Here is a 21,483-nt window from a genome sequence, read left to right on the forward strand (position 1 = left end):
GATATTTCTCCTTATGTTATGAGTTCACATCTGAATGTAACTTTTGTATCTACTTCAGCTGGCGTAAGTGTCAGCGCAAAGCCGTCTTGTGATAATTTGTGATCGCTCGCCACGATGATTCCAAAGTCTGTATCATCAAGTCTCTGCCAGTACCACTGAAGATGGGCACTGGAACCAAACTTCACACGAAGATCCGTGCTATTTGTGATCCTGTCCTCTCCGGAATAGATGGTCACCGAAAGGACCGTCGAGACCTGGCTGTTCTTAAACACGGTCCCGCGTGAGGAATCGATTCGAAGAACAGTCGCATCCTCACCATCTTTCAGTGTGACAGTTTTATCGCCTACGGTGATCTCAGCCCCTGAGCTTGTCTGCCGTGTGGAGATATCAAGAGTGGTGAGAAGGTCTGACAGCTTCTTGTTCCCCCCGATCGTCACTCTTGAACCGCCGATGTTGATTGCATCCGGGATCCCATCGTTATTGCTGTCATAGAAGATGATATAGGCATCGTCCCCGCCGATATACTGTGGCCTTGTCGAAGAGAAGCTGATCGATTCTCCAAAGGTCGCTACCAGATTTCCTTCCGCGTCATAGACCTTCATGCCGTCGCCAGCAAGCAGGATCTTATATGAATTCCCGTCGTTAACAACCCAAAGGCCAGCATTTGTAAGGGCAAGATGGGTGGATACGTAGTTTGATACCGCTTCGTCGATAACAGATAATTCAAAATACCCCTCCGATGAAGGGTCACCAGAAGGGTTTACGATAATGTTGTATGTATCACCCACTCTTGAAAAGTAGTATTTGCCGGGAACAACCTCTGTATCTTCGGATAGTGCGTAACTACCGTGCTCCGAGATCCAGGTTAGTGTTCCTACCACATCCTCTACGATGGAAAGCTGCGTAAGAGCACCATTTGCAGCACGGTTTGCTGTCCTTGCAGAGACCTTGGCTTCTTCTGCAGACTCACCCGCTTCTGCTGCTGCCTGCTCTGCTTCTCCAGCCTTTTCCCAGGCCCTGCCCGCAGCTTTTTCAGCGCTGTCTGCTGCATCCTGCGCACGCTTTGCCTCTTTCTCGGAAGCCTCCGCTTTTGCCTGTGCCTGCGCAGCATCTTCCCGCGCTTTAAAAGCCTCCGTGTTGTCTGTCGGCGGCGAGGATACGTTTCCAGTCAGCCATGCTCTCCCACCTGATACTCTTACCTGGACGATCTCACCAGGGGATGCGTTCATGGTCATCCTGACGGGGGTTTCCTCCACACCGCCGGGGATATGCACCCATACAGTGTTACCTTCTACCCTGGTCACTTCTGCCTGAGTATCATAGGCGGAGGTCCCCTTCTTCCCTGCGGAAGTGATGATATCTACAAGCTGGCTTCCTGGATTTCTGCTCATGTCATCTTCACCTCCTCGCTTGTTCGGCAACCATGTCCAAGCTCCATCGTCTGAGCAGTAACCTCATATATCCCATCAAGACCCTGCTTGGGATACTTAAGCCGCACAAGATCACCAACAAATACATCCGGCTGAAAACGCCTCTCATATGAGGCTGTCACATACACAGACTGAAGCTCCCTAAGTCTCCTTCGCGCGTACTCGCTGATGCTCTCGCCGGAGTTAAAGTCACAGGAGATCTCTTCCGCCCATACCTCTCTACCTCTTGATACTGTGGAAAGAGGGCTATCCGGAGAGTCGTCTCTTGCGACCGCTGAAAGATCATCCTGCACGGCTCGAAAGACATTCGGACATGTGTACCAGTCGTGCTCCATTGATACTTGAGGCTCAATGCTGTCATGGGATACGGCATCAAAGAAACAGGAAGAAGTCTTTGCTTTTTCACAGATGATAACAGTCCCGCTTCCTGTGATCCGAAGCCGCCAGCCAAGTGCCTGCAGCACCTTATCTGCCATAGATAGCCTGGTCTCTCCGTCTTCTGCAATGATCGAAGTGGTAACGCTAGGCGATGCTCCTTCGATGATGACAGGTGCCGGGATAACGGAAAGAAGGTCCTTAACCGCCTCTGCTCCATTCATTCCCGCAGGGATATAGTAGCCGCGCATAAGGAGTACGTCCTGGGCGGGCTTAAACACCGAGTAGCACTGCAGAGTATTTGTGATATATAGGCCGTCAATATCCCGTGAGGGAGAACAGGCAAGCCCAGTGAACAAAGGAACATGAGCTGCGCTTCCCTTCTGCCTTGCATCAAGGTATATCCTGATCCACTGCTCTTTTCCCAGTTCATACCCCTTACAGGAGATATCCGCAGATTCGCGCAAGGCATCGTTTTCGTGTACGATAGATCCTCCCGTGATCTGAAACCTCTCAGTTTCCTTCCAGGAGATAGGGTTTACCACGTATGCGTAGTATGTCGATGTAAAGCCTTTGCTCCAGTCCATTACTCCCTCCATGCCTCATAGGTCTGTCCATCAAGTTCCTCCGGATCCACTCTGGTTACTGATAACGTAAACTCTGCCTTATGCTTGTTCTGGCCATAACTTCTGTTTTCTGACACCTGGATGTCACAGGAAAAGCTCGCACCATCCAGTGTTCTGATATGACAGATGCCGGGGTATGCCGCAAGACGGCGCATAGCCTTTAGCATCATCTGATCCCTTACAGTTACCGCAGAAAGACTGATCGATGATTTCATGGAGACTGATTTATTCCAATCCCCTTGCACAGCGCCCCCAAGGTAGGCTGTCTCTTTGAAGTCCTTCTCCCAAGTGTTTGACTGCGTGACATCGTAGAGGATTTCGATCTGCTCCCCGTCGTAGTCGATGATCCCATATGGGAGATGGAGAGTATCACCATCCTCAATCCCAAGATCTAGAAATGCGAGATCATTCTCATCGGTGATATAGTCGCCATCTGCTGTCCGGAAAACAACCCTGTGGCCACCGAACTCACCGATGGCAGGATAAGGATCTACGTAGGTTGTCCCAAAGGCCGCGCCTTGGACGATCAGCTCTGGCTTGTCAGATGAAAGCCGGTAGATGTCACAGGTATCACCCGCCCCTGTTCCTTCTGGTTCCACGAGAGTGATCAGGGCTGCGTCATCTTCGTAGGTAACACTCGCCTCTGGCATTACAGCCTGGTGCTGCCAGTGCACTTCAAACTCGATACTGTCAGAGGCGCTCTGGCCAAGGCCATCTTGCACGGTTGCCACTACCCGATACCTTGCTCCATCGTCAAGAGCCCCTATGAGGTCTTCCTTTGCAATGTAAACGGGAGCTTCGCCATACCGGGAGATGAGCACGATGCTCTCCCCTTCATAGCCGGTGTATTCCGTCTCATCTGGTCGGTCTACATGGTAGTCCTCTGCCCTCTCGATCCACACTGTAGTAGTCCCGCCAGTCCCCGCACCGCGTGCCTCGACCTGAAGCGGCATGGATCTAAGAGATAGCACAGATCTATCTTCTCCGTCTACTGTGATCGTCTGCGAAACAAGACTGGTTGATACGATCTCGCAGGTAAGTGGCTCTGCGATGATGATAGGCACTGGATCACTCCAGGAGTCTGAGACCTTGCCGGATCCAGATACCACCCTTACGCAAAGAAGATGCGTTTCCCCATGCTCCCATCCAGCTTCCTCTGCACTTATGGTAATATGCTGCGCTGTCTGTGTGCTTGCCACAATATCCCCGTAGGTGATTCCTTCCCCATCAATAGCTGCTTCACATATTTCTGCATACGCCTGCCCAGTTCCATCGGTCGTCACGTAGGACCAATATGCCGTGATGCTCCCATCTGCTGGGATCACACCAGCTGACAGCATCAGAGACGGGATCGCAGGTGCCGAGGAAAGGTCGATGACAACCGGCGCACTCCAAGGTCCGTAGGTGACATTGTCCCCAGATCCGATCCCTAGCCTCACCCGGATATACCACCGCACCCCTGTTTCAAGATCAGAGATATTCCACTCGCTGGCATGGACGTTTCCTACGGTGTACTCCTCAGGCTCATTAGTTGATTCCCAGGCGTCCTCATGATCTGCCCAGGATAAAACTGCAAGCGTCGCCTCTTTCCAGGACCAGTCCCAGGAAACGCGGATGGTGCCTGGGATAGAGGTTGATGTGGCTGTAACATTGGCAGGTGCTTTAGGTACAGTTCCGCCAGACCACACTTCGCCAAGAGATCTCATTTTTGCGGTCACGGTATAGCTTGATACTTGATCTGTGCGCTCTACTTCTTCGTATGATCCAACCGCCGCATAAATCCCGAAGGAATAGGACTCCTCGTTTGACCAGTCCGGACACTGCACAGTAGTGCTCGTGCTCCCATGCGGGATAATTCCTACTACTGCAGCCTGCCCCGGATTTGAAGATGCACGGTATAGGACAACCACAAAGGAGTCTGCCACTTCTGACTGATGCGATACGGTAATCGTCGCCCGGTGCGTTGCATTATCAGACTCCACGTTTTCGATCTCTGGTGCTTTCAGATTTCCGATCATGGCAGATACCGGCACCCCGTAGACGGTCTTATCTAGGTGCACCGTATTGATCCTGACAAAAATGCAGTGATCCTCTTCCAGTGTTCCATCCACAGAGGCTGAAATGGCGTTCGTGGAATCGTACCGTACAGACGTTGCAATATCTGTCCATGACGCAGATCCTGGACATACCATCCCAGGATCAGGAACCGCCTTTGCATACTGCACCACCATCGAATCTGTTGGATTAGCCGCATTCGAAGCATTGGACCAGGCAACGTAGATCTGGAAACCTCCTGCTGAGTTCTTTGTTGCGCTTGCTGATGTGATCACCGCCTGGTTGGGAGCAGCATACACCCTTTTTGCATAGCGCCAGTCGCTGGCCCCAGCAGGACCCCTCGCGCGTACCCGAAACCACCTGGTGTGGGAGCCCGTAGCGATATCAGAGGTATCCTCTGTGATCGTATGGGAATAGGACGATGCGTTGATCGTTCCTGTTGCCCATCTTTTGCTGCTGCTTTTCCAGGAGAGCTTTGACCCATCCGTCACGCTGCAGTCCGCCACCAGCATTGTCTGATACTCCGCATTGACATAGATCTTATTATCCGAATCTGAAGTAGCAACGCTCCAGGAGAACACACAGACATTTACGTTGGTTCCGTCCGGTGCTGCAGAAACAGATGGCGCATTAGGCTTTGCGATGCTGTACGTTTTATCTGCCCATGCGCTCCAGGTCTTCTTTTTCTTCCCCCGGACGCGCAGGCCCACTGAGGTGAGATACTTTGACGTCGCCGGATAGTAGGAGGAAAGTCCAAGTCCATAGTTTCTCTTCCTGACATCATCTCCAAGCTTAACAGTCCCGCCCCATGACTTCTGCTGGCTTGTCTTGCTCTCGAACTCCTGCCCTTTATTGTATTTATCTCCAGCCTTCCAGGACAGTGTCAGCGTTCCTCCTGACCGTGCAATGGAAAGGCCTGTTGGTTTCTTTGTTCCCATAGTTACACCGTCCTCATTTTAAGCTGCATCTGCCGGACAAGGCGATTCGCAAAGTCCTCAGGATTCTCCGCACCAGAGATGGTGATATAGTTGGTAACGGTTGCACCGGTATTCATCTCAGCGATCCGGTCAAGTTTTTCCCACAGGGTGTCAATCGGCACGACTGCCTCCGCCCCTGCTTCACCGACACCGATGACAGAAGGCCTCTCAAAGATCGCCCCCGTCTTATACCAGTCGATTCCGATAGTAGGTTTGGTACCTTTCCCGCCGATTCCCCAGGGCGCTTTTCCGCCGCTGATATTAATGTGCGGCAGCTTGATGTTCGAAAAGATCCTACCCACAGAAAGTGGGAACATCCCTTTGAGCCTCCTAAGGATACTTCCGATCTTATCTTTGGCAGACTCGATCGGGCTAATCATAGCAGACTTGATCCTATTCCAGGCACGCGATGCCGCAGAGCAAATACTTGACCAGAGGGAAGATGCCGTCGTTTTGATCGCCCGGATAGGCGTAAGCACGGCGTTTTTGATCGCGCTCCAGACAGAACTTGCTAGGCCCTTCATGGTATTCCATAGGCCTGCAGTAAAGCTCTTGATGCTGTTCCAGATGGATCGCCAGTTTGCACCGACCCAGGAGAGGAACACCCCGATGACCTTTCTTATAGTCGTCAGATAGTTCTTGAAGATTGCCTGGATGCCGTTCCACACCGCAGAGACGATTTCCTGGACCCCCTGCCAGACCTTTTTCCAATCTCCGGTAAAAAGACCGATGAAAATATCAAGGAGTCCAACGATCGCATTGAGTACTGTTTTTAGAATGATCGCTACTTGTCGAAAGGCTCCCTCAAATAGCGGGGCTAAGATCTTACAGAAAGCGTTCCAGACCTTCTTTAAAACCGATGTGATCTTCATAAAGCTGGGGCCTAGCTCATCCAGCCGCGCCTTAACATCTGCGATGAACTTCCCCACTGTCGCCTTGATGCTTTTCCAGATGGAGATCATAGTATTGCGGAACTTCTCGTTGGTCTTCCACAGGTGCATGAAGGTAGCGACTAGAACTGCGATCACAGCTACGATAGCCACAATGGGCAGTGAGATGCCACCGATAGCTGCTCCCACCTTAGCCATAAGGCCGCTCATACCTCCCACCTTTGCAGAAAAGGCAGCGATCTTTCCCGCCAGCATTGCAAAACCAGATATGGCAACGCCGACCTTTGAAATGATTGTCCCAAGGATTACAAGGAAAGGTCCAAGTGCTGCGATCACAAGTCCAAAGGCAAGGATCACACGTCTCGTCCCTTCACTCATTTGGTTGAGATGGTTAATGAATCCCTGCAAGGCAGATACGATAGCTCGGATCGCTGGCATCAGAGCGTCACCAAAAGAGATAGCAAGTTCCTGCAGCTGAGATTTTAAGATGGTGAGCTGTCCCATCAGGTTATCCTGCATGGTCTCTGCCATCTTCTCGGATGCTCCGTCGCAGTTTTCAAGTGCTCCCTGAAGCTTATCGATATCCTTCGGAGAGGCGTTCATGAGCGCGAGGAATCCGGACATGGCATTCTTTCCTGCCAGGGTTTTTGCGGTAGCTGCCTGTTCGGACTCGGTAAGTCCAGAGAAAGCCTCCCTTGTATCAGCCAGGATATCTGTAAGGCTACGCATGCTCCCATCCGCGTTGGTGGTGGCTATGGTCACATCCCCGATCTTCTTCCCGCTAATCGTGAAGTCCTTTGACATGGCGGTCATGATAGTACGAAGGGACGTTCCCGCCTGAGAGGACTTGATTCCGGCGTTTGCCATAAGGCCGATAGCCTGGGCGGTATCTTCTGCAGAAAAGCCAAGTGCTCCCGCAACAGGCGCGGCGTACTTAAAGGTCTCCCCCATCATGCTGACATTGGTGTTTGCATTAGAGGATGCAGCTGCCAGGATGTCAGCAAAATGCCCTGAGTCCTTGGCGGAAAGGCCAAAGGCGGTCAGGGCGTCCGTCACGATATCAGAGGTGGTTGCAAGGTCCTCTCCGGATGCAGCAGCAAGGTTCATGATCCCTTCCACGCCAGATAGCATGTCTTCTGTCTTCCAGCCTGCCATCGCCATGTAGTTCATAGCTTCAGCTGCTTCCGTCGCGGAGAACTTCGTCTTGGCTCCCATCTCCCTTGCCTTATCCCGGAGCTTATCGAAGTCGTCCCCGGTGGCACCAGAGACCGCAGAAACCTTACTCATGGCAGAATCAAAGTCTGCAGCTGTCTTAACCGAGACTGCTCCAAGGCCAGCGACAGCAGCAGAGACGGGCATAATACTCTTTCCGGCGGAGGTCATTCCATCCCCCACCTTCTGCATCTTGTCTCCGACTGCTGCCATCTTTGCAAGCTTGCTCTCACAGGTCTTAGCCTCAGCCTCAAGCCGTTTTAGCTCATTCTCTGTCTCCACGATCTCACGCTGGAGTGCATCATACTTGTCCTGTCCAAGCTCTCCATTCTCAAGCTGCTGCTTGGCCTGGACCTGCGCCTGCTTCAGTGCTTCCAGTTTATCTTTCGTCGAGCCAATGGACTGTTTCAGGAGCTTCTGCTTCTGGGCAAGGAGTGTGGTGTTTTTCGGATCTAGCTTCAGGAGCCGGTTCACATCTCTGAGACTGCTCTGGGTAGTCCGGATGGAGCTATTGACGTTCTTAAGTGCCTTATCAAGACCTGTGGTATCGCCACCGATCTCAACTGTGATTCCCTTTATCCTGCTTGCCACAGGCCTTCACCTCCTTAAAAATGACATCAAAAAAGCACCTCCGAAGAGATGCTTTGATAATTCAATTAGACCCGCGATCGTAAGGACCCTTATCTTTCCATATATTATTGTATCGCTGCCTATGTTTTTTAACAGTGTGTTTTATTGGCGATTTTCGTTTGTTTGATGCTATATCAATGCCTTTATTAAACAACTCTGATGATCCCGAGTCATTTCCACTCTTGTTGCTTGGCCTAGATTTCTTACCAATAGTCCGTGCAATTCGATGCGCCGCTTTCACCCCAATTAATATTTCTGCTTTATGGTTTGAAATAAAGTTAATTGTATTTCCTGCTGTTCTTGATAATCGTGCAGTTATTCCACGCCTTTGATCTGTAGGATTGCGTTCAAAATATGCATCATGGGGTGAGCGCTGTTGTTCGATGCTGATCGTGGGATTATTTAATGGCATACTAAGTACGATAACAGGACACGGTTCAAAGGAACCGGAATTAAACTCTGCAGTATCTCCCGTGAATGGATCAAAATAACCATTCGTTGGGTTTCGAAAAGATCCGTTATGCGCACCAAGATGTTCTGCTCTTGAGAGGAACTGTATGTTTTTAGACTCGCCTTGATACTCGGGATACTTTTCTGCACTCATCATATGGTGTCCTTCAAAAGCTTTCCCATTATCATCATACGCTTTACCTCTATCCAGAATATCTTTTTGTTGTTCTTGCGTCCAGTCTCGAGTCCCTTTTCCATCCTTCACTAATTGCTGTTCCGTGATCCACGCGTTAGCAATTGCCTTATTTGCTTCGGAGGTTCTTTTTGACATGCTTCACCCTCCGATCCCTAGCAATGAATGCAAATCATTAACGAAGGAGAAGAAGTTCGTGTAGACCTCATCTGGTTCAATCCTCTCGTCTTCGTGATTAAAAATGACGATTCTATCCATTCTTGTTCTCCAGAGGATAGGATCGCCTGAGGCCAGTCTGCCAATCACAATATAATCATCATTTGGCCTATCGTTGTCATTCACATCAATCAAAGGTTTGTGTGCTACACCGTATAATTGTATTCCTGCCGGCAAAAAGCATTCTCCTCCATCCGAAAACTTCAGCCATTCTTTATACTGTTCTGGAAAACTAATCTCATGTTGCCTCTCAAAAGCCTCTATCTGTTGCTCAGTCGCACCTTCAAGGAAAAACATCTTTCCTTGCATCTTTAATTGTTCAACAATGTCCACCAGATTTGGTACCATAATAAGCCCCCTAATACTTCCAAACAAACATTATGTTATTTTATTTTATCACAAATTAGAACTTATCGAAATCCCTTTGATCAGCTATACGAGCATATTTCACGCCGTCATTTGTTTTCTCTGTCCAGATATCGAGTACCAGACCTACGGTCAGAAGATCAAGGTCTGATACCGATATCCCAATTTCCATACAGCGCAGAAGGAACAGTGGCGTGGTCATATCCCGCTCACTTCTGCTAATCCTTTTTTTGCTTCAATGTCCGTGATCAAGTTCTCCCCCCAGAGAGTCAGGATCTCCGGGAGCACCTGGTAGATGGAGAACATATCGAACTGATCCAGCCACTCGTCGATGGTCTTCGGGATAGAAGGATCCGCATGGAAGGCCATGATATAGGCCACGTTCTCAAAGATCTCAAGATCATCGATCTCAAGGTCTTCATCCTGATCATTCTTCTTGCTATATGCCTTCTCCAGCTTCGAGAGGTCTTTGAAAATGTCTCTCTTGAACTTGATCCGGTAAAGACGTGGGATCGTAGCTGAAGAACGGAACTTTACGTCAGTACCGCTGATTTTGATAACTTTCTCAACCATTGCTTACTTCCTCCTCTTCTTCGCCATTCTGCGTCGCTTGGGATACATACACTGCCTGGTACCAGTTCTGATAGGTGGTAGAATCCACATCATCCCCAGTACGAGCTTTCACAAGACCATCTGAACGCGGGTCTGCTGTGATGGACAGCTTCTCCGTACCAGGCTCGATGGTATCTTCCTTGGTCTCAGATTCCAGAGACGGACGGGAGCATGTACACTTGTACATGACGTGCCGGATCGCTTTATCATCTCCGTCAAACTCAAAGAGCAAAGCGAACTTCGTGTTCTCCACGCCAGTGCTCTTTTCAATCAGCACACCCTTACTATCTTTCTCCTCGCCCAGGATGTCTGTCCGGAACCACTCCGGGATCAGTGCTATCTCAAGGTCTCCGCTGTATCCGTTGTTCGTCACAGAACGGAAGTACACGATGCCATCTGCATAAAACGGAGATGACTCCCCTTCTGCATCAAGGGCAATGGAAACCGCACCCGGGATCGCCTTTGGAGTCCCGTAGCTGAAAGATGTCACACCATTTTCTACTGTCTCTGTCAGGACAGCAGCGTGGACGTTTTTCAAGTTGTATTTTACTTTGTTACTCATTGTCTCCCTCCAATTCAAAATAGTACAGGACTTCGTAGAGCTTCTCGGATTCGATCCACACCTCAGTCCTGTCGTAATAGATACCGTGCTGGTCAAGCACGGCTTCCACAATACGTTCTATGTCCGGATCCTTCTTATCCGTGTAGAGCTCAAGGTGAACTTGCTCGATCTTGAAGAACACCTGACCGTCAGCAGCAAAGTGATCACTCCCTGGGATCAGGTAGCAAACAAAAGGCGGATCCGGTGACTCCCCTTCCGCAAAATGATCGTAGGCAGAAGGAAGCTCTATTTCTCTCATGATCTCAAGCAGTTTATCCATCTCTGATACTCCTCATAATATCCCTCTCGAGCTGCTGGATGCCGTGCTCCTCGGCAGGTGCGATGTGGGAGAATGCTCTTGTTCTGCCCCCTCCCCGCTTTGCATGGCCATGCTCCAATAGGTGCGCAAGCTGATACCGGTTCCTGGAATACACCGTGACTTCAAGAGAGTGCGTACTTTGCCTGGTCTTTTTCGTTGACCAGCTCTTTGCATATGCTCCCGTCCTACTCGGTGCTCCCGCCATGATTTCCTTACGAACGGTCTGTCCCGCTTTGGTGACAGCCTTTCGCATGTCGGAATCCACAAGATCCGCATACTCAGTCAATTCCTCCATCACAGCATCTGCAAGCCCATCAATTGATACCTTCTTACCCATTACCGTTTCACCTTCTTGCACCGGAACTTTAGCGCCTTCTTCTTGTACGAGAAATGGTCGATTCCTATGATATCGTAGGTCTCTCCATGAAATAGGATCCGGAAGCCGCTTTCAGTGATCCTTGCAGCCGCTGTGCACCAGCGGATCGTCACATACATATCAGGATGCTCGACGGTCTGCCCTGCCTCGTGACTTTCCGATCCATTCTCACCGGATATGGTCGCATAGCAGGTGTAATAGTCTACCCAGGTATTTGTGTGGTTTCCGATCCGGTCCGTCACGACCTCATAGATCTGGAACGTGACACGCTCGTTCAGTAATGCGATCTCCATCAGAAACCTCCCTCGTGCTTTGCAAAAAGAAGCGACCGAAGCATGAGTGCCATCTGATGATAGTCTGCATCCTCCCGGTGCTCATACATATAGCTAGCTGCATAGAGAACGGCAACCTTACCATTTGGCATCGCAAACAGTTCTTCTTCCGTTTCAACCCTCGCTACATCCATGCACAGCCTTTCGGCTCCGGCGATGAGACCACTGATCAGTGCATCATCATCGCCAAAGTCGATACGAAGATACTGCTTCATTTCCTCAAGTGTAATCATCAGTGCCTCCTAACTTGCTTCTACTCTGCTGGGGCCTCCACCTTGATTGTGATTTCCTTCTCTGCATAGCCATCTGCATTCAGGGTGAAGATGTAGGGCTGCTCTGCCACTTCCTCCGCCCGGATGTAAAGCACAAACTCGCCAGGCTGGTCAAGGCCAACGCTGGCAGCCTCAGCTGCATCTTCTTCGCTCAGTGAAGATCCTTTGAACTTAGCCAGTGCCACCGAGGAAAGCCCGGTCCCAATGCCAAGACCGATCCACTTATGGGTCCCCTGGCCTGGTGCAGAGCTCTCCGATTCCTCCAGGGAATCCACGTCCACTGTGACAATGATCACGTCATCTGCAATGGATACGGCGGCCTTTCCGTTATTGGCAGCGGCCACCTGATCGGTAAGAGAAGGCGCCAATCTTACAGCGAGATTCCAGGAATCTGGTTTCATTACCCCAGCATTCTTCAGTTTAACGAGCAGATCATTGAAGTCGTTTTTCAGGGCAGCCACTTGTCCGGCAGTGCTGGCAGGCTGGTTTTCAGCACCGGGGAAGCCAGATACCTTAGCTCCCTCCTCAAACTCAAGCACACCGCCGATATGAGTCACCTCGCCGCCCTGCTCGGTATAGTTCTTCGCGTTATATTCACTCATCTCTAACCTCCTATTTCATCTTCAGGAGCTTCACGCCCTCCGGCATGATCATCTTTCCATCTACACGCTCTGCGGAGATGTAACCGATCTGGCCGTTGGTCGCATAGAGCTCGTTCAGGCGCTGGACCGTTCTTCCCTGTCTGTCCCCGATCCAGTAGTTCTTGAAATCACCAAAGGCGATAGCAAGAGCTCCTGCTTCTACGGTCGGCACATACGGAGAAGTGTAGAGCTCGTATCCCAGAAGACGATCCGGCTCTCCAGCCTGGACAGAGGGCTGCCACAAGTAGGCACCGTTACCATCCTTCAGCTTTCTCAGCAGAGAAATGGTCTGGTCATGCATCAGGAACTTTGCATTTCTTCTGTACGGGCTTTTCAGGGAGTACACCAGGGAGATCATTTCATCTGCGGTAATACCAGTAGAGCCACTTGCAGTGATACCCACATCTGCGCCGTTTGCGGTGAAAAGACCGGTCGGCTGGTTCACACCCGTACCCACGCAGAAGGCTTCCTCCTCAGCGATACCGAAGGCTCTTGCGAACTCCTTCATGAGATACTCCTGGATGTCGAACACCGCATCCTGAAGAAGCTCATTGGATACCCTGGCAAGGTCGGTCAGTTTGTAGGCATCGATCTGCTTCTGACCGAAGGTAGGATTGCTCTCCTGGTAGGGAGCGTTCTCAAGTGTCCACTGCGCCACAGAGTGCCCGACCGCCACCGGGATCTTTCTCTCGTGCTGTGTGGTGATCACCTTGCAGAGCTTTCTCATGACGTTCTCTTCCTCCAGTTCCATCAGGATCTGTCTCTCGAAGTCCTCCGGGACCAGGTACCCGCCATCGGCGTCCGGCGTAGTGGAAAGGACGTTATGAACAAGGGGCCTGCCATGCAGGTGGCTGTCGAAATCCTCCTTGTACTCATCCGAGGCTCTGCCGGTCTTCTTAGGGCTACCTCCTGCCTGCTCCGGCTTCATCCGGATAGGATCATTGACCGGCTTATTCATCTCTGCCTCGCGCGCTTCCCTTCTCTCCATGCGCTTGATCTCGTTGGTCATGGCATCAAGATCATCTTCCATGCGGGCGTAGGTCGCATCGTCCTCTGCGGACAGCACGCCCATGTCGTTTCTGTGGGTATCGAGGAAGCCCTCCATAGTGTTCCACAGCTTCGCTCTTTTTTCTCTCATCTCAACAATAGTCATTGTAGTAATCCTCCTTTTCTTAAAGCAGCTTCTTATATAGAGACGCCCTGAGGTCATCCACAGAGCGTCCGGTTTTAACATCTTCGATTGGTTTTGTTTTCTCAGCCAGTTTGTTCATGAGCACGGTTTCTGCTGCATGGGCGGAAAAGGCGTACGCATCCTCTGCCGGGGAGGTCTTACTGTCCTCAATCAGCCCATCCGCAAACCCAAGCTCGACCGCTTTCCTCGCGTTCATCCAGGTCTCCTCGTCCATCATTTTGGACAGTGTCTTCCTTGGCTGGCTGGTCTTGATCTCGTAGGCGTTGATGATCGCATCCTTGACCTCTCCGAGCATGTCGATGGCCTTTTCCATGTCCTTATGATCCCCCATCGCAATAGTCGCCGGGTTATGGATCATCATCATAGCGGTAGGTGCCATCAGTACATCTGTCCCTGCCATTGCAATCACCGATGCTGCCGAAGCCGCGATGCCATCGATCTTCACCGTGATCGGCCCTTTATAGTCCATCAGCATGGCGTAGATCTGGCTTGCTGCAAAGCAGTCTCCGCCAGGTGAACTGATCCATATGGTGACCGGGCCTTCCCCAGAGAAAAGCTCGTTCTTGAACATCGCCGGGGTAATATCGTCGTCAAACCACGACTCCTCTGCGATGGTTCCGTAGAATTCAAGTACGCGCTCAACAGGCCCTTCTTCCTCATTTCGTATCGTCTTCCAGTTCCAGAACTTCTTCATCCTTCTTCTCCTCCTTTCCCGAAAATATGCCAGCGTCTTTCAGCTTGGTCATGCTCCCGTTAATAAGATATAGATCGCCACCCTCTTCTTCAGAGATGCGATCTAAATTCTCTAATTCACGTATATCGTTTGCGGACATCCAGCCGTTTTGCCTTGCCGTTGCATACCCCTGCATCCTGCTCGCGTAATCGCCTCGAAGTAGCCCGTCCAAATTAAACTTGATGAAGTACTCCCCCTTCTCCTCTGGTCTAAGAAGCCTTCGGTTCATACTGCTTTCCAGCCTTGCTACCCAAGGATCCAGAGTGTACTTCACAAACTCAAGACTCTGCTGCTCTATGTTGGAGAACGTGGAATGCTCCATGCTCCCGATCATGTGCTGCGGGACACGGAAGATACGTGCGATCTCCTCGATCTGAAACTTCCTGGTCTCAAGAAACTGCGCTTGATCAGGCGGGATAGAAATTGGAGAATATTTCATACCTTCCTCCAAAACGGCCACCTTTCCGGCGTTGTCGCTTCCTCCAAAAGTCTGTGTCCAGCTCTCACGGATTCTGCCCGGATCTTTCAGTACACCCGGATGCTCCAGCACCCCACTTGGGGATGCTCCGTTCTGGAAGAACCTGCTGCCGTACTCTTCTGTTGCTATCGCTAAGCCGATCGCATTTCTTGCCATCGCGATGGGCGAATACCCAACGAGGCCGTCATAGGACATAGCGGGTATGTGAAGAACATCCTCTGGATCAAGTTTGACCGTCGTCCTTTTCATGGTCGGCGCATCGGTGTCGTTCATCATATATTCGTAGTAGAGTTTGCCCTTCTCGTCCCTGTCCACATTCATCCGATTTGGCATCAGCGGGTACAATGCAACCACATCTCCCTTCCCGTTACGTATCACCTGGGAGTAGGAGTTCCCCCACAGAAGGAGGCACGTAAGCATCGTCTCCCGGAACACAAAACTCGTCATCTCCGGGTTAGGCTCGTCGTGAAGCAGGAAATATAGCGGGTGACCTACCGCCTTTTCCTTTCCCCCTGAATCGTTATATTGATATAGGTGAAGCGGCAGACTTGCCATTGCCTCTGAAATCACTCTTACGCAAGCGTGGACGGCGGTCATCTGCATGGCTGTCTGCTCATTCACGCGCTTTCCAGATGTGCTTGACCCGAACAGGAAGCTATATGCACTGCCATTTGTCCTGTTCTGCGGCTTATCCCTAGATTTGAAAAACTCAGATATGATACCCATAAATCCTCCCATTAGAAAAGCACCTCCGAAGAGATGCTCCACTTTCTCTATGATTGTTTGTTCTTTAGTTGCCGCCTGATTTCTACCAGGTCCTCTTCGGCCCACATCTCATATTCCATGAGCTCTTTAGCAAGCGCATGGATCGCAAATAAAAATCGGGCCTTCGATTCCGGAACATCGGCTGCTGTTTCTAACGCAATCGCCTCAATAGCATCCGCATTTGTCGCAATGACAGATAAGCTTTTTTCGACATCCTCTACATACGATAGTGCATCTCTTCCTTCTGCGTTAGGGGTTAGCCGAAAGGGTCTTATACCATTAGGCTCGCAGAGCTCCATGCCTAGTTGCATGGCATGAAGAAGATCGATTTCTTCTCCACCCGCACTTGCTATCTCATCCTCGAGATCTTCTCGTCTCCACCCATCTGCACCGTTATTCTCCTTTGCATACTTGAGCATCGCAAGATGCAATGCTTCTTCGATTCGTTCCTGTGTCAACATGACCGTACTCTCCTTTCAAAATATACCTTCTACCTAATCAATATTTTGTGCGGAAAGTATACCGTGACGGCAGTAGCATGGCAAGTTCAAAGTTGGCGAAATGTCGTATTTTGTCATTTTTACCTTAGAAATTGCAGTTTTTATGTAAGTGGCCTTTTTTATCTTTGAAAAAAAAGCACCTCCAAGGAAGTGCTTTTGATAATAACGATTGTTCTGTGAAGACGTGTATCCTCAACTACCCCTCAAGTTCAGTCAGTGCGTCAATGATCTCATTCTGAAGCTTCTTCTGCTGGGATGCCTTTAATTCGGAAGACGTTCTGACAAGGCAGGTACCAACTACTATATGTGATCCCGATGACAGCCCTCCAGTACTGTCAAACCCTGCAAGATACTCTTCTCTCGTTTTGGCCTCATCATTTGTCGAATAGACTTCGATGCTTCCGCCTCCGTCTGTCCCGTCTTTTATCGGCTTTCCAGTATACAAATCATACGGATCTTTTACCATAGGACTTGAGAAGTAGATCTGCGCGGTATAGCCGCCTTGCTTTCCGAGCATCCCATTTGGGTCATTGTCCTCCGTGACTGCAGCCACCTTTTTGATATCTTTGACTTTCTCCAGACATTTGATAACGTACTTCTCGTCGGGAGCCGTCACTAGTTCACATTTTCTTTTACTGATATCCAGTGCAACGGTAGCATCCTCGACTTTTTTAATCGGTTCTTCGTAATCGATTCCCTTGAGTTCTTCTGTCGCGGAATTGATTTCCTCAAGTTCTTTTGGAACATCAGGTGCTTCAAAAGAGATTGCTTTGGCCTCTTTCACTGCATCTTCAAGTGGTATCTGATCGTCTTCGTACAGTGGCGGTCGTTCGTCCTTCAGTAGTGTCTGAGCCTCTTCGACAGCCTTATCTCTTTGATCGATTTGGTCTTGGATCCTCGTCACTTCCGCATTAAATGCATCGATCGCTGCTTGCTCTTCTTCAGATGGTCCGCAGCCAGAAAGAAATACACCAGCTGAAAGGGTCAGAGTTAAAATAGCAAATAGCAGAAATATCTTTTTCATGTTCCCTCCTAATCACCGTATTTCTTTGGAATTATGTTCTATCACCAGTATACAGCATCAGAAGGATATGTGCCACTATTTTTGCTCTCACATACAAATCAAATAACGAATAGACCCCGGCTGTCGTAGACGGATTCTGAGGTGTCATTTCCACACCGAATCGCACGGTCAAGGCCCATAATCATGGCAATCGCCCCATCGATTTTCTCGGTGGACTTAGACTTATCAGCCTTGATGTTCCCGGCGGGATCTGTTCTGATGTATATGTTATCGACCATCCATGCAAGAGCAGGATTGCCACCATGCGCGAGCCTCTTTTCCAAGGTTAGTTTCATCAATTCCTTTGTCGGCGGTGACATGGAAGCAAAGCCCTGGCCAAAGGGAACAACCGTGAACCCCATTCCCTCCAGGTTCTGCACCATCTGCACAGCTCCCCATCGGTCAAAGGCTATTTCACGGATATTGAACTTTTCACCAAGGCGCTCGATAAACTTCTCAATGAATCCATAGTGTATGACGTTGCCTTCGGTGGTCATCAGCAGACCCTGTTTCTGCCACTTGTCATATGGCACATGATCACGCCGGACACGTAAGTCAAGGGAATCCTCCGGGATCCAGAAATACGGGAGCACCATGTATCTGTCCTCCTCATCAAGCGGCGGGAACACGAGCACGAAGGCAGTGATATCCGTTGTGGACGACAGGTCAAGCCCTCCGTAGCACACACGGCCATAGAGTTCCTCTTCCCGAACAGGGAATGAGCATTTCTTCCATGCCTCAGACGGCATCCAGCGAACCGCAGATGAGACCCACTGGTTCAGCCGCAGTTGCCGGAAAGCGTTCTCCTCGCCGGGATCCTCCCTGGCCGATTCATAGGCCGCCTTCACCTTATCTATCCCGACTGTGATACCTAGGGAAGGATTCGCCTTTTTCCAGACCTCCGGGTCCGACCAGTCCTCATCCTTCTCTGCGCCGTAAATGACAGGATAGAAAGTCGGGTCATGCTTCCGTCCCTCCAGAATATCCTTTGCCTTTTGATGCACCTCATAGCATATGCTGTTGGTATCGGTCCCGGCAGTCGTGATCAGGAAGAACAGCGGCTGTCTTCTGCTGTCGCCGCTGCCCTTGGTCATGACGTCATACAACTTCCTGTTGGGCTGGGTATGCAGCTCGTCAAATATGACCCCGCTTGTGTTGAAGCCGTGCTTGTTGGCCACATCCGCAGACAGTACCTTGTACTTGCTGTTGGTCGGGTTATATATGATCGTCCTGGTGGACTTCTGAATCGTCACCCGGTTCCGTAGGGACTTACACAGCATCACCATATCGACTGCAACGTCGAATACGATCTTCGCCTGGTTCACATCGGCGGCGCAGGAATATACCTCTGCCCGCTGCTCACCATCCGCACACGTAAGATACAGTGCCACCGCCGCTGCGAGCTCACTCTTTCCCATCTTCTTTGGAATCTCAACATACGCTGTCGTAAACTGGCGATAGCCGTCCTCCTTAAGCGTTCCGAACACATCACGGATGATCTTCTCCTGCCAATCGATGAGTTCGAATGGTTTGTCATACCACTCGCCCTTCGTATGGCGGAGCTGTTCGATGAATGCCACTGCAAAGTCAGCAGAATATTTGTCATAGTATGAGGTTTCTGCCATGAACCCAGTCGGTGTGTAGTTTTCTAATTTTCTCACCATCTATCTCCGCCCTCAATGCCTATATTTAAAAAGGAGCCTGTCAAGGCCCATGCTGTTTTCGTTGTTCATTTTGTTATGAGGCCTGTCCAATCGCCCAGGCGATCGCGTGGCCGTCATCCTCAAAGTATCCTTCGCTGATCTCCCTGATCCCAATCATGCCTTCGCAGCTTGTGTCTTCCGTAAGGAATTCGTAGACCGCTCCGAAGTGGCTTGCTTTTCCCCCTCCTTGGTAGAAGTATCCTGTAAGGAGGATCTTGTCTCCGTAGGTCAGTACCTTGCCGTCCATCCCGCTGAATCTCATCTCAAGGTCTTCCGGTGTGGCCGGGTTTGGCAGCCTAAGTTCCCTTGCTCTGTCATTCATCTTCATCGTCTTGTCCCTCCTTATTATCTTGCAAACCAGTTTTCGTAAGGTGATTTTACCCCAAGCTGCTTGCTGTATCTGTTTCTGGTGGCGATCAAGAAGGTCTTTCTCTTGATGTCCTTCTTCTCTTCTTCGATCTTTCTGTCGAGTTCCTTCAGGGTCTTCATGGTGATTCTCATCGCTTTTTCCTCCTTGTCTTTTGGTATGTGTATATTCGCTCTAATCGGAGGAAATATCAAGTCATTTCGAGCACATTTATTGTCTTTTATCAGAGACAATCCGGGCAAAGAAAAAAGGCCCTGAAGCCTTCATTCTTGCCTTGTCATTTCCCACAATAGAAATAACAACCAGTTCCCCTGTCTCTTTTCAGATTGTGCTATTTCCTTCTATCAACGTACCCCTTTGGAGGCTTTGCGTCTTTTGGGATATGCCACGGACTTCCTTTTGCATCTTGGTTTGCACCTTCTATTTTATCCTCGCGACACCATTTTGCTACAGTTGCCTGTTTACATCCCCAGATTTCAGCGAATTCTTTTGTTCCAATCGAATCACTCATTACTCTTTCTTTCTCCTTTACGATATGAATCGTCCCCATTCTTAATTTTCATGTTTTTATAATCAATCTCCATCTCTTCAGGTGGTCCAATATTGGGATAGTTAGGCTCATATGTTTCAAAAGCTATCGTGTTGCCATCTACTGACCACCTACCATATTCAGAGCCAAGCGTTCTACCGTCATCAAGCTCCGAGATACAATACCAAGTCCCGTCTTCATCTAGAACAAGTTTTTCGTACGCGACATATTCATTACCAGTGTTACTATAATACCCGATTTCCATTCCAGACCAGGTTCCAGGTATATCTGCTTCTGTGTTTTGTTCTGCATTATTTCCACAAGCTGTCAATACAAATATCAGACAGACACAGATTAAAACATTTTTTATTATATTCTTCATTAAAGGATCTCCTCCCTGGACACTTTTTTTTTAATATATCACTTCCCCCCCCCTGTCAATATTATCCAGCGATCCCAATATTCGATTATCATAGTAAAACCTACAGGAATGTTCCTACAGACCGCAACTCATTCAATCGATTAATTCAAACACTGCTTGCCACCATTTATCCTCCTATGCCCTCTGGACATCTACCAGCCACTCTGCTTCCGGGTGGCTCTCGCCTGTGGCTTTCTCTACGATGCTGCTGTCTTCGTCGATGTAGCAAAGCGCCTTTCCGACCTTGATGAATCTCACGTTCTCGTAGCCTGTGATGTTTGTTCTGATCACTCTTGCCGTCCTGCTCTCGCCGTCGTAGCTCTTGCCGTCCCACCCGTTGAAGGTGAAGGTGATCTTCTCTGTGGTCTTGCTGAAGTTCTGCTCGAACTCTTCTCTGGTGATTGCGGTGTTGCTTTCGATCAGGTTCAGCTTGTTTCTCATCGGGTATGCGTTTGTCATGGTCTTGTCCTCCTCGGTTTTGAATGTGCGCTTTGCTTTTGTTGTACACATATTCGCTCTTTTCGGAGGATATATCAAGTATTATTATTCACACTTCTCGACTTTTATTCAATACAATTTTCTCGTCATCAGACATATTCAACACGCCTGTCAGTTTTCTGGAACACCCAGAAATAGCAGTGGTATTTTCGTGCATGCTTCTGGTTTGCTGCTTGCCAATCTGCAATGATCCGGTTCCTTGCCAAAAGTACAAACAAGTCTTTTGGATAGAACCCCGTTTCTACTGCCCTGTCCATTACGAACACATGCGACATATATTGTTTGCCGCTGCTGACCTTATCCTGGCACTTGAAAATCAGAACACCATTTTCTTTCAGCACCCTGTATGCCTCCAGGATTATGGCAGAGTAAAACCGATGCAAACTCTTCTCATCTGGGAACACCCCAAACCTTCGGTTGATCTTGTTTCCTTGTCCATCACTCAGACTTTTACCCTTTGTCGCAAGAAAAGGCGGATCAAGCATCATGCAGGAAATGCTACAGTTTTTCAGCGGAAGATGCCGGGCATCTGCCCAGATCACACCCTCTGTCTGAGGAGCAATATCAAATTTCAATTTTGGTGCCATTATAAAAAGCTCCCTTGCTGTAGGTTGGATCACAATCGATCTTCTTCCCAGGCACGTGGAGCCTTAATATATTT

At 49.6% G+C, this 21,483-nt stretch carries 25 protein-coding genes; all 25 read right to left on the reverse strand.

What is annotated here, in order from left to right; all coding sequences use genetic code 11:
• Nucleotides 1–11: 11 nt before the first annotated feature.
• Nucleotides 12–1,391, reverse strand: coding sequence for a hypothetical protein (locus P156_RS12650; RefSeq protein ID WP_027868854.1), 1,380 nt, complete (start codon nucleotides 1,389–1,391; stop codon nucleotides 12–14).
• The gene (locus tag P156_RS0102840; RefSeq protein WP_027868855.1) at nucleotides 1,388–2,392 is read right to left on the reverse strand and encodes a hypothetical protein; all 1,005 of its coding nucleotides are present in this window, start codon (nucleotides 2,390–2,392) and stop codon (nucleotides 1,388–1,390) included. Before P156_RS0102840 ends, P156_RS12650 begins: the two co-directional genes overlap by 4 nt.
• Entirely contained in the window at nucleotides 2,392–5,424 is a 3,033-nt protein-coding gene (locus P156_RS0102845) for a hypothetical protein (protein ID WP_027868856.1), read from the reverse strand. Before P156_RS0102845 ends, P156_RS0102840 begins: the two co-directional genes overlap by 1 nt.
• A gap of 2 nt (nucleotides 5,425–5,426) precedes the next feature.
• Entirely contained in the window at nucleotides 5,427–8,156 is a 2,730-nt protein-coding gene (locus tag P156_RS11315; RefSeq protein ID WP_051600551.1) for a phage tail tape measure protein, read from the reverse strand.
• 61 nt (nucleotides 8,157–8,217) lie between these two features.
• Complete coding sequence (locus P156_RS0102855) at nucleotides 8,218–8,976, reverse strand: hypothetical protein (RefSeq protein ID WP_027868857.1); 759 nt, start codon at nucleotides 8,974–8,976, stop codon at nucleotides 8,218–8,220.
• A gap of 3 nt (nucleotides 8,977–8,979) precedes the next feature.
• Nucleotides 8,980–9,402: an SMI1/KNR4 family protein gene (locus P156_RS0102860; RefSeq protein ID WP_034802129.1), complete on the reverse strand. Its 423-nt coding sequence runs from the start codon at nucleotides 9,400–9,402 to the stop codon at nucleotides 8,980–8,982.
• Between the two features lie 216 nt (nucleotides 9,403–9,618).
• Entirely contained in the window at nucleotides 9,619–9,993 is a 375-nt protein-coding gene (locus tag P156_RS0102870) for a hypothetical protein (RefSeq protein ID WP_027868859.1), read from the reverse strand.
• A complete protein-coding gene (locus P156_RS0102875) occupies nucleotides 9,986–10,594 on the reverse strand; it encodes a major tail protein (protein ID WP_027868860.1) in 609 nt (202 codons plus the stop codon). Before P156_RS0102875 ends, P156_RS0102870 begins: the two co-directional genes overlap by 8 nt.
• Nucleotides 10,587–10,913: a hypothetical protein gene (locus P156_RS0102880; RefSeq protein ID WP_027868861.1), complete on the reverse strand. Its 327-nt coding sequence runs from the start codon at nucleotides 10,911–10,913 to the stop codon at nucleotides 10,587–10,589. Before P156_RS0102880 ends, P156_RS0102875 begins: the two co-directional genes overlap by 8 nt.
• Entirely contained in the window at nucleotides 10,906–11,289 is a 384-nt protein-coding gene (locus tag P156_RS0102885; protein ID WP_027868862.1) for an HK97 gp10 family phage protein, read from the reverse strand. Before P156_RS0102885 ends, P156_RS0102880 begins: the two co-directional genes overlap by 8 nt.
• Nucleotides 11,289–11,621, reverse strand: coding sequence for a phage head closure protein (locus P156_RS0102890; protein ID WP_027868863.1), 333 nt, complete (start codon nucleotides 11,619–11,621; stop codon nucleotides 11,289–11,291). The genes P156_RS0102885 and P156_RS0102890 overlap by 1 nt, the downstream gene beginning before the upstream one ends.
• Nucleotides 11,621–11,893, reverse strand: coding sequence for a head-tail connector protein (locus tag P156_RS0102895; protein ID WP_027868864.1), 273 nt, complete (start codon nucleotides 11,891–11,893; stop codon nucleotides 11,621–11,623). The genes P156_RS0102890 and P156_RS0102895 overlap by 1 nt, the downstream gene beginning before the upstream one ends.
• A 20-nt stretch (nucleotides 11,894–11,913) precedes the next feature.
• Nucleotides 11,914–12,534 (reverse strand): hypothetical protein, encoded by a 621-nt coding sequence (locus tag P156_RS13710; RefSeq protein WP_369770388.1) that lies wholly within the window; start codon nucleotides 12,532–12,534, stop codon nucleotides 11,914–11,916.
• 10 nt (nucleotides 12,535–12,544) lie between these two features.
• Entirely contained in the window at nucleotides 12,545–13,726 is a 1,182-nt protein-coding gene (locus P156_RS0102905; RefSeq protein WP_027868865.1) for a phage major capsid protein, read from the reverse strand.
• A gap of 19 nt (nucleotides 13,727–13,745) precedes the next feature.
• The gene (locus P156_RS0102910) at nucleotides 13,746–14,459 is read right to left on the reverse strand and encodes a head maturation protease, ClpP-related (protein ID WP_051600553.1); all 714 of its coding nucleotides are present in this window, start codon (nucleotides 14,457–14,459) and stop codon (nucleotides 13,746–13,748) included.
• A complete protein-coding gene (locus tag P156_RS11325) occupies nucleotides 14,422–15,702 on the reverse strand; it encodes a phage portal protein (protein WP_034802761.1) in 1,281 nt (426 codons plus the stop codon). Before P156_RS11325 ends, P156_RS0102910 begins: the two co-directional genes overlap by 38 nt.
• 47 nt (nucleotides 15,703–15,749) lie before the next feature.
• Nucleotides 15,750–16,202, reverse strand: a complete 453-nt coding sequence (locus tag P156_RS0102920; protein ID WP_027868867.1) for a hypothetical protein — start codon at nucleotides 16,200–16,202, stop codon at nucleotides 15,750–15,752.
• A 235-nt stretch (nucleotides 16,203–16,437) separates the two neighbouring features.
• Nucleotides 16,438–17,265, reverse strand: a complete 828-nt coding sequence (locus P156_RS0102925) for a hypothetical protein (protein WP_027868868.1) — start codon at nucleotides 17,263–17,265, stop codon at nucleotides 16,438–16,440.
• Nucleotides 17,266–17,363: 98 nt separating this feature from the next.
• Entirely contained in the window at nucleotides 17,364–18,965 is a 1,602-nt protein-coding gene (locus P156_RS0102930; protein WP_027868869.1) for a terminase large subunit, read from the reverse strand.
• A gap of 76 nt (nucleotides 18,966–19,041) precedes the next feature.
• Nucleotides 19,042–19,335: a hypothetical protein gene (locus P156_RS0102935; RefSeq protein ID WP_027868870.1), complete on the reverse strand. Its 294-nt coding sequence runs from the start codon at nucleotides 19,333–19,335 to the stop codon at nucleotides 19,042–19,044.
• A 17-nt stretch (nucleotides 19,336–19,352) separates the two neighbouring features.
• Nucleotides 19,353–19,508 (reverse strand): hypothetical protein, encoded by a 156-nt coding sequence (locus P156_RS13290; protein WP_185752131.1) that lies wholly within the window; start codon nucleotides 19,506–19,508, stop codon nucleotides 19,353–19,355.
• A gap of 197 nt (nucleotides 19,509–19,705) precedes the next feature.
• Nucleotides 19,706–19,885: a helix-turn-helix domain-containing protein gene (locus tag P156_RS0102945; protein WP_027868871.1), complete on the reverse strand. Its 180-nt coding sequence runs from the start codon at nucleotides 19,883–19,885 to the stop codon at nucleotides 19,706–19,708.
• Nucleotides 19,878–20,285 (reverse strand): hypothetical protein, encoded by a 408-nt coding sequence (locus tag P156_RS0102950; protein ID WP_027868872.1) that lies wholly within the window; start codon nucleotides 20,283–20,285, stop codon nucleotides 19,878–19,880. The genes P156_RS0102945 and P156_RS0102950 overlap by 8 nt, the downstream gene beginning before the upstream one ends.
• Nucleotides 20,286–20,459: 174 nt before the next feature.
• The gene (locus tag P156_RS0102955) at nucleotides 20,460–20,783 is read right to left on the reverse strand and encodes a hypothetical protein (protein ID WP_207638240.1); all 324 of its coding nucleotides are present in this window, start codon (nucleotides 20,781–20,783) and stop codon (nucleotides 20,460–20,462) included.
• Nucleotides 20,784–20,911: 128 nt separating this feature from the next.
• Nucleotides 20,912–21,442, reverse strand: coding sequence for a DNA methyltransferase (locus P156_RS0102960; RefSeq protein ID WP_185752132.1), 531 nt, complete (start codon nucleotides 21,440–21,442; stop codon nucleotides 20,912–20,914).
• Nucleotides 21,443–21,483: the final 41 nt, after the last annotated feature.

The sequence above is a fragment of the Eubacterium sp. AB3007 genome, assembly GCF_000688015.1.
GTDB lineage: Bacteria > Bacillota > Clostridia > Peptostreptococcales > Anaerovoracaceae > Aminicella.

Bases quoted from the DNA above. Each gene is read 5' to 3' on its own strand.
- P156_RS0102890 (WP_027868863.1), bottom strand. From the start codon at position 11,621: ATGGAGATCGCATTACTGAACGAGCGTGTCACGTTCCAGATCTATGAG.
- P156_RS0102870 (WP_027868859.1), bottom strand. From the start codon at position 9,993: ATGGTTGAGAAAGTTATCAAAATCAGCGGTACTGACGTAAAGTTCCGT.
- P156_RS0102910 (WP_051600553.1), bottom strand. From the start codon at position 14,459: ATGAAGAAGTTCTGGAACTGGAAGACGATACGAAATGAGGAAGAAGGG.
- P156_RS0102955 (WP_207638240.1), bottom strand. From the start codon at position 20,783: ATGACAAACGCATACCCGATGAGAAACAAGCTGAACCTGATCGAAAGC.
- P156_RS0102945 (WP_027868871.1), bottom strand. From the start codon at position 19,885: ATGAGTGATTCGATTGGAACAAAAGAATTCGCTGAAATCTGGGGATGT.
- P156_RS0102860 (WP_034802129.1), bottom strand. From the start codon at position 9,402: ATGGTACCAAATCTGGTGGACATTGTTGAACAATTAAAGATGCAAGGA.
- P156_RS12650 (WP_027868854.1), bottom strand. From the start codon at position 1,391: ATGAGCAGAAATCCAGGAAGCCAGCTTGTAGATATCATCACTTCCGCA.
- P156_RS0102950 (WP_027868872.1), bottom strand. From the start codon at position 20,285: ATGAAGAATATAATAAAAAATGTTTTAATCTGTGTCTGTCTGATATTT.
- P156_RS0102875 (WP_027868860.1), bottom strand. From the start codon at position 10,594: ATGAGTAACAAAGTAAAATACAACTTGAAAAACGTCCACGCTGCTGTC.
- P156_RS0102935 (WP_027868870.1), bottom strand. From the start codon at position 19,335: ATGAAGATGAATGACAGAGCAAGGGAACTTAGGCTGCCAAACCCGGCC.
- P156_RS0102845 (WP_027868856.1), bottom strand. From the start codon at position 5,424: ATGGGAACAAAGAAACCAACAGGCCTTTCCATTGCACGGTCAGGAGGA.
- P156_RS0102905 (WP_027868865.1), bottom strand. From the start codon at position 13,726: ATGACTATTGTTGAGATGAGAGAAAAAAGAGCGAAGCTGTGGAACACT.
- P156_RS13710 (WP_369770388.1), bottom strand. From the start codon at position 12,534: ATGAGTGAATATAACGCGAAGAACTATACCGAGCAGGGCGGCGAGGTG.
- P156_RS0102885 (WP_027868862.1), bottom strand. From the start codon at position 11,289: ATGGGTAAGAAGGTATCAATTGATGGGCTTGCAGATGCTGTGATGGAG.
- P156_RS0102840 (WP_027868855.1), bottom strand. From the start codon at position 2,392: ATGGACTGGAGCAAAGGCTTTACATCGACATACTACGCATACGTGGTA.
- P156_RS0102895 (WP_027868864.1), bottom strand. From the start codon at position 11,893: ATGATTACACTTGAGGAAATGAAGCAGTATCTTCGTATCGACTTTGGC.
- P156_RS0102920 (WP_027868867.1), bottom strand. From the start codon at position 16,202: ATGTTGACACAGGAACGAATCGAAGAAGCATTGCATCTTGCGATGCTC.
- P156_RS0102855 (WP_027868857.1), bottom strand. From the start codon at position 8,976: ATGTCAAAAAGAACCTCCGAAGCAAATAAGGCAATTGCTAACGCGTGG.
- P156_RS0102925 (WP_027868868.1), bottom strand. From the start codon at position 17,265: ATGAAAAAGATATTTCTGCTATTTGCTATTTTAACTCTGACCCTTTCA.
- P156_RS0102880 (WP_027868861.1), bottom strand. From the start codon at position 10,913: ATGGATAAACTGCTTGAGATCATGAGAGAAATAGAGCTTCCTTCTGCC.
- P156_RS13290 (WP_185752131.1), bottom strand. From the start codon at position 19,508: ATGAGAATCACCATGAAGACCCTGAAGGAACTCGACAGAAAGATCGAA.
- P156_RS11325 (WP_034802761.1), bottom strand. From the start codon at position 15,702: ATGGGTATCATATCTGAGTTTTTCAAATCTAGGGATAAGCCGCAGAAC.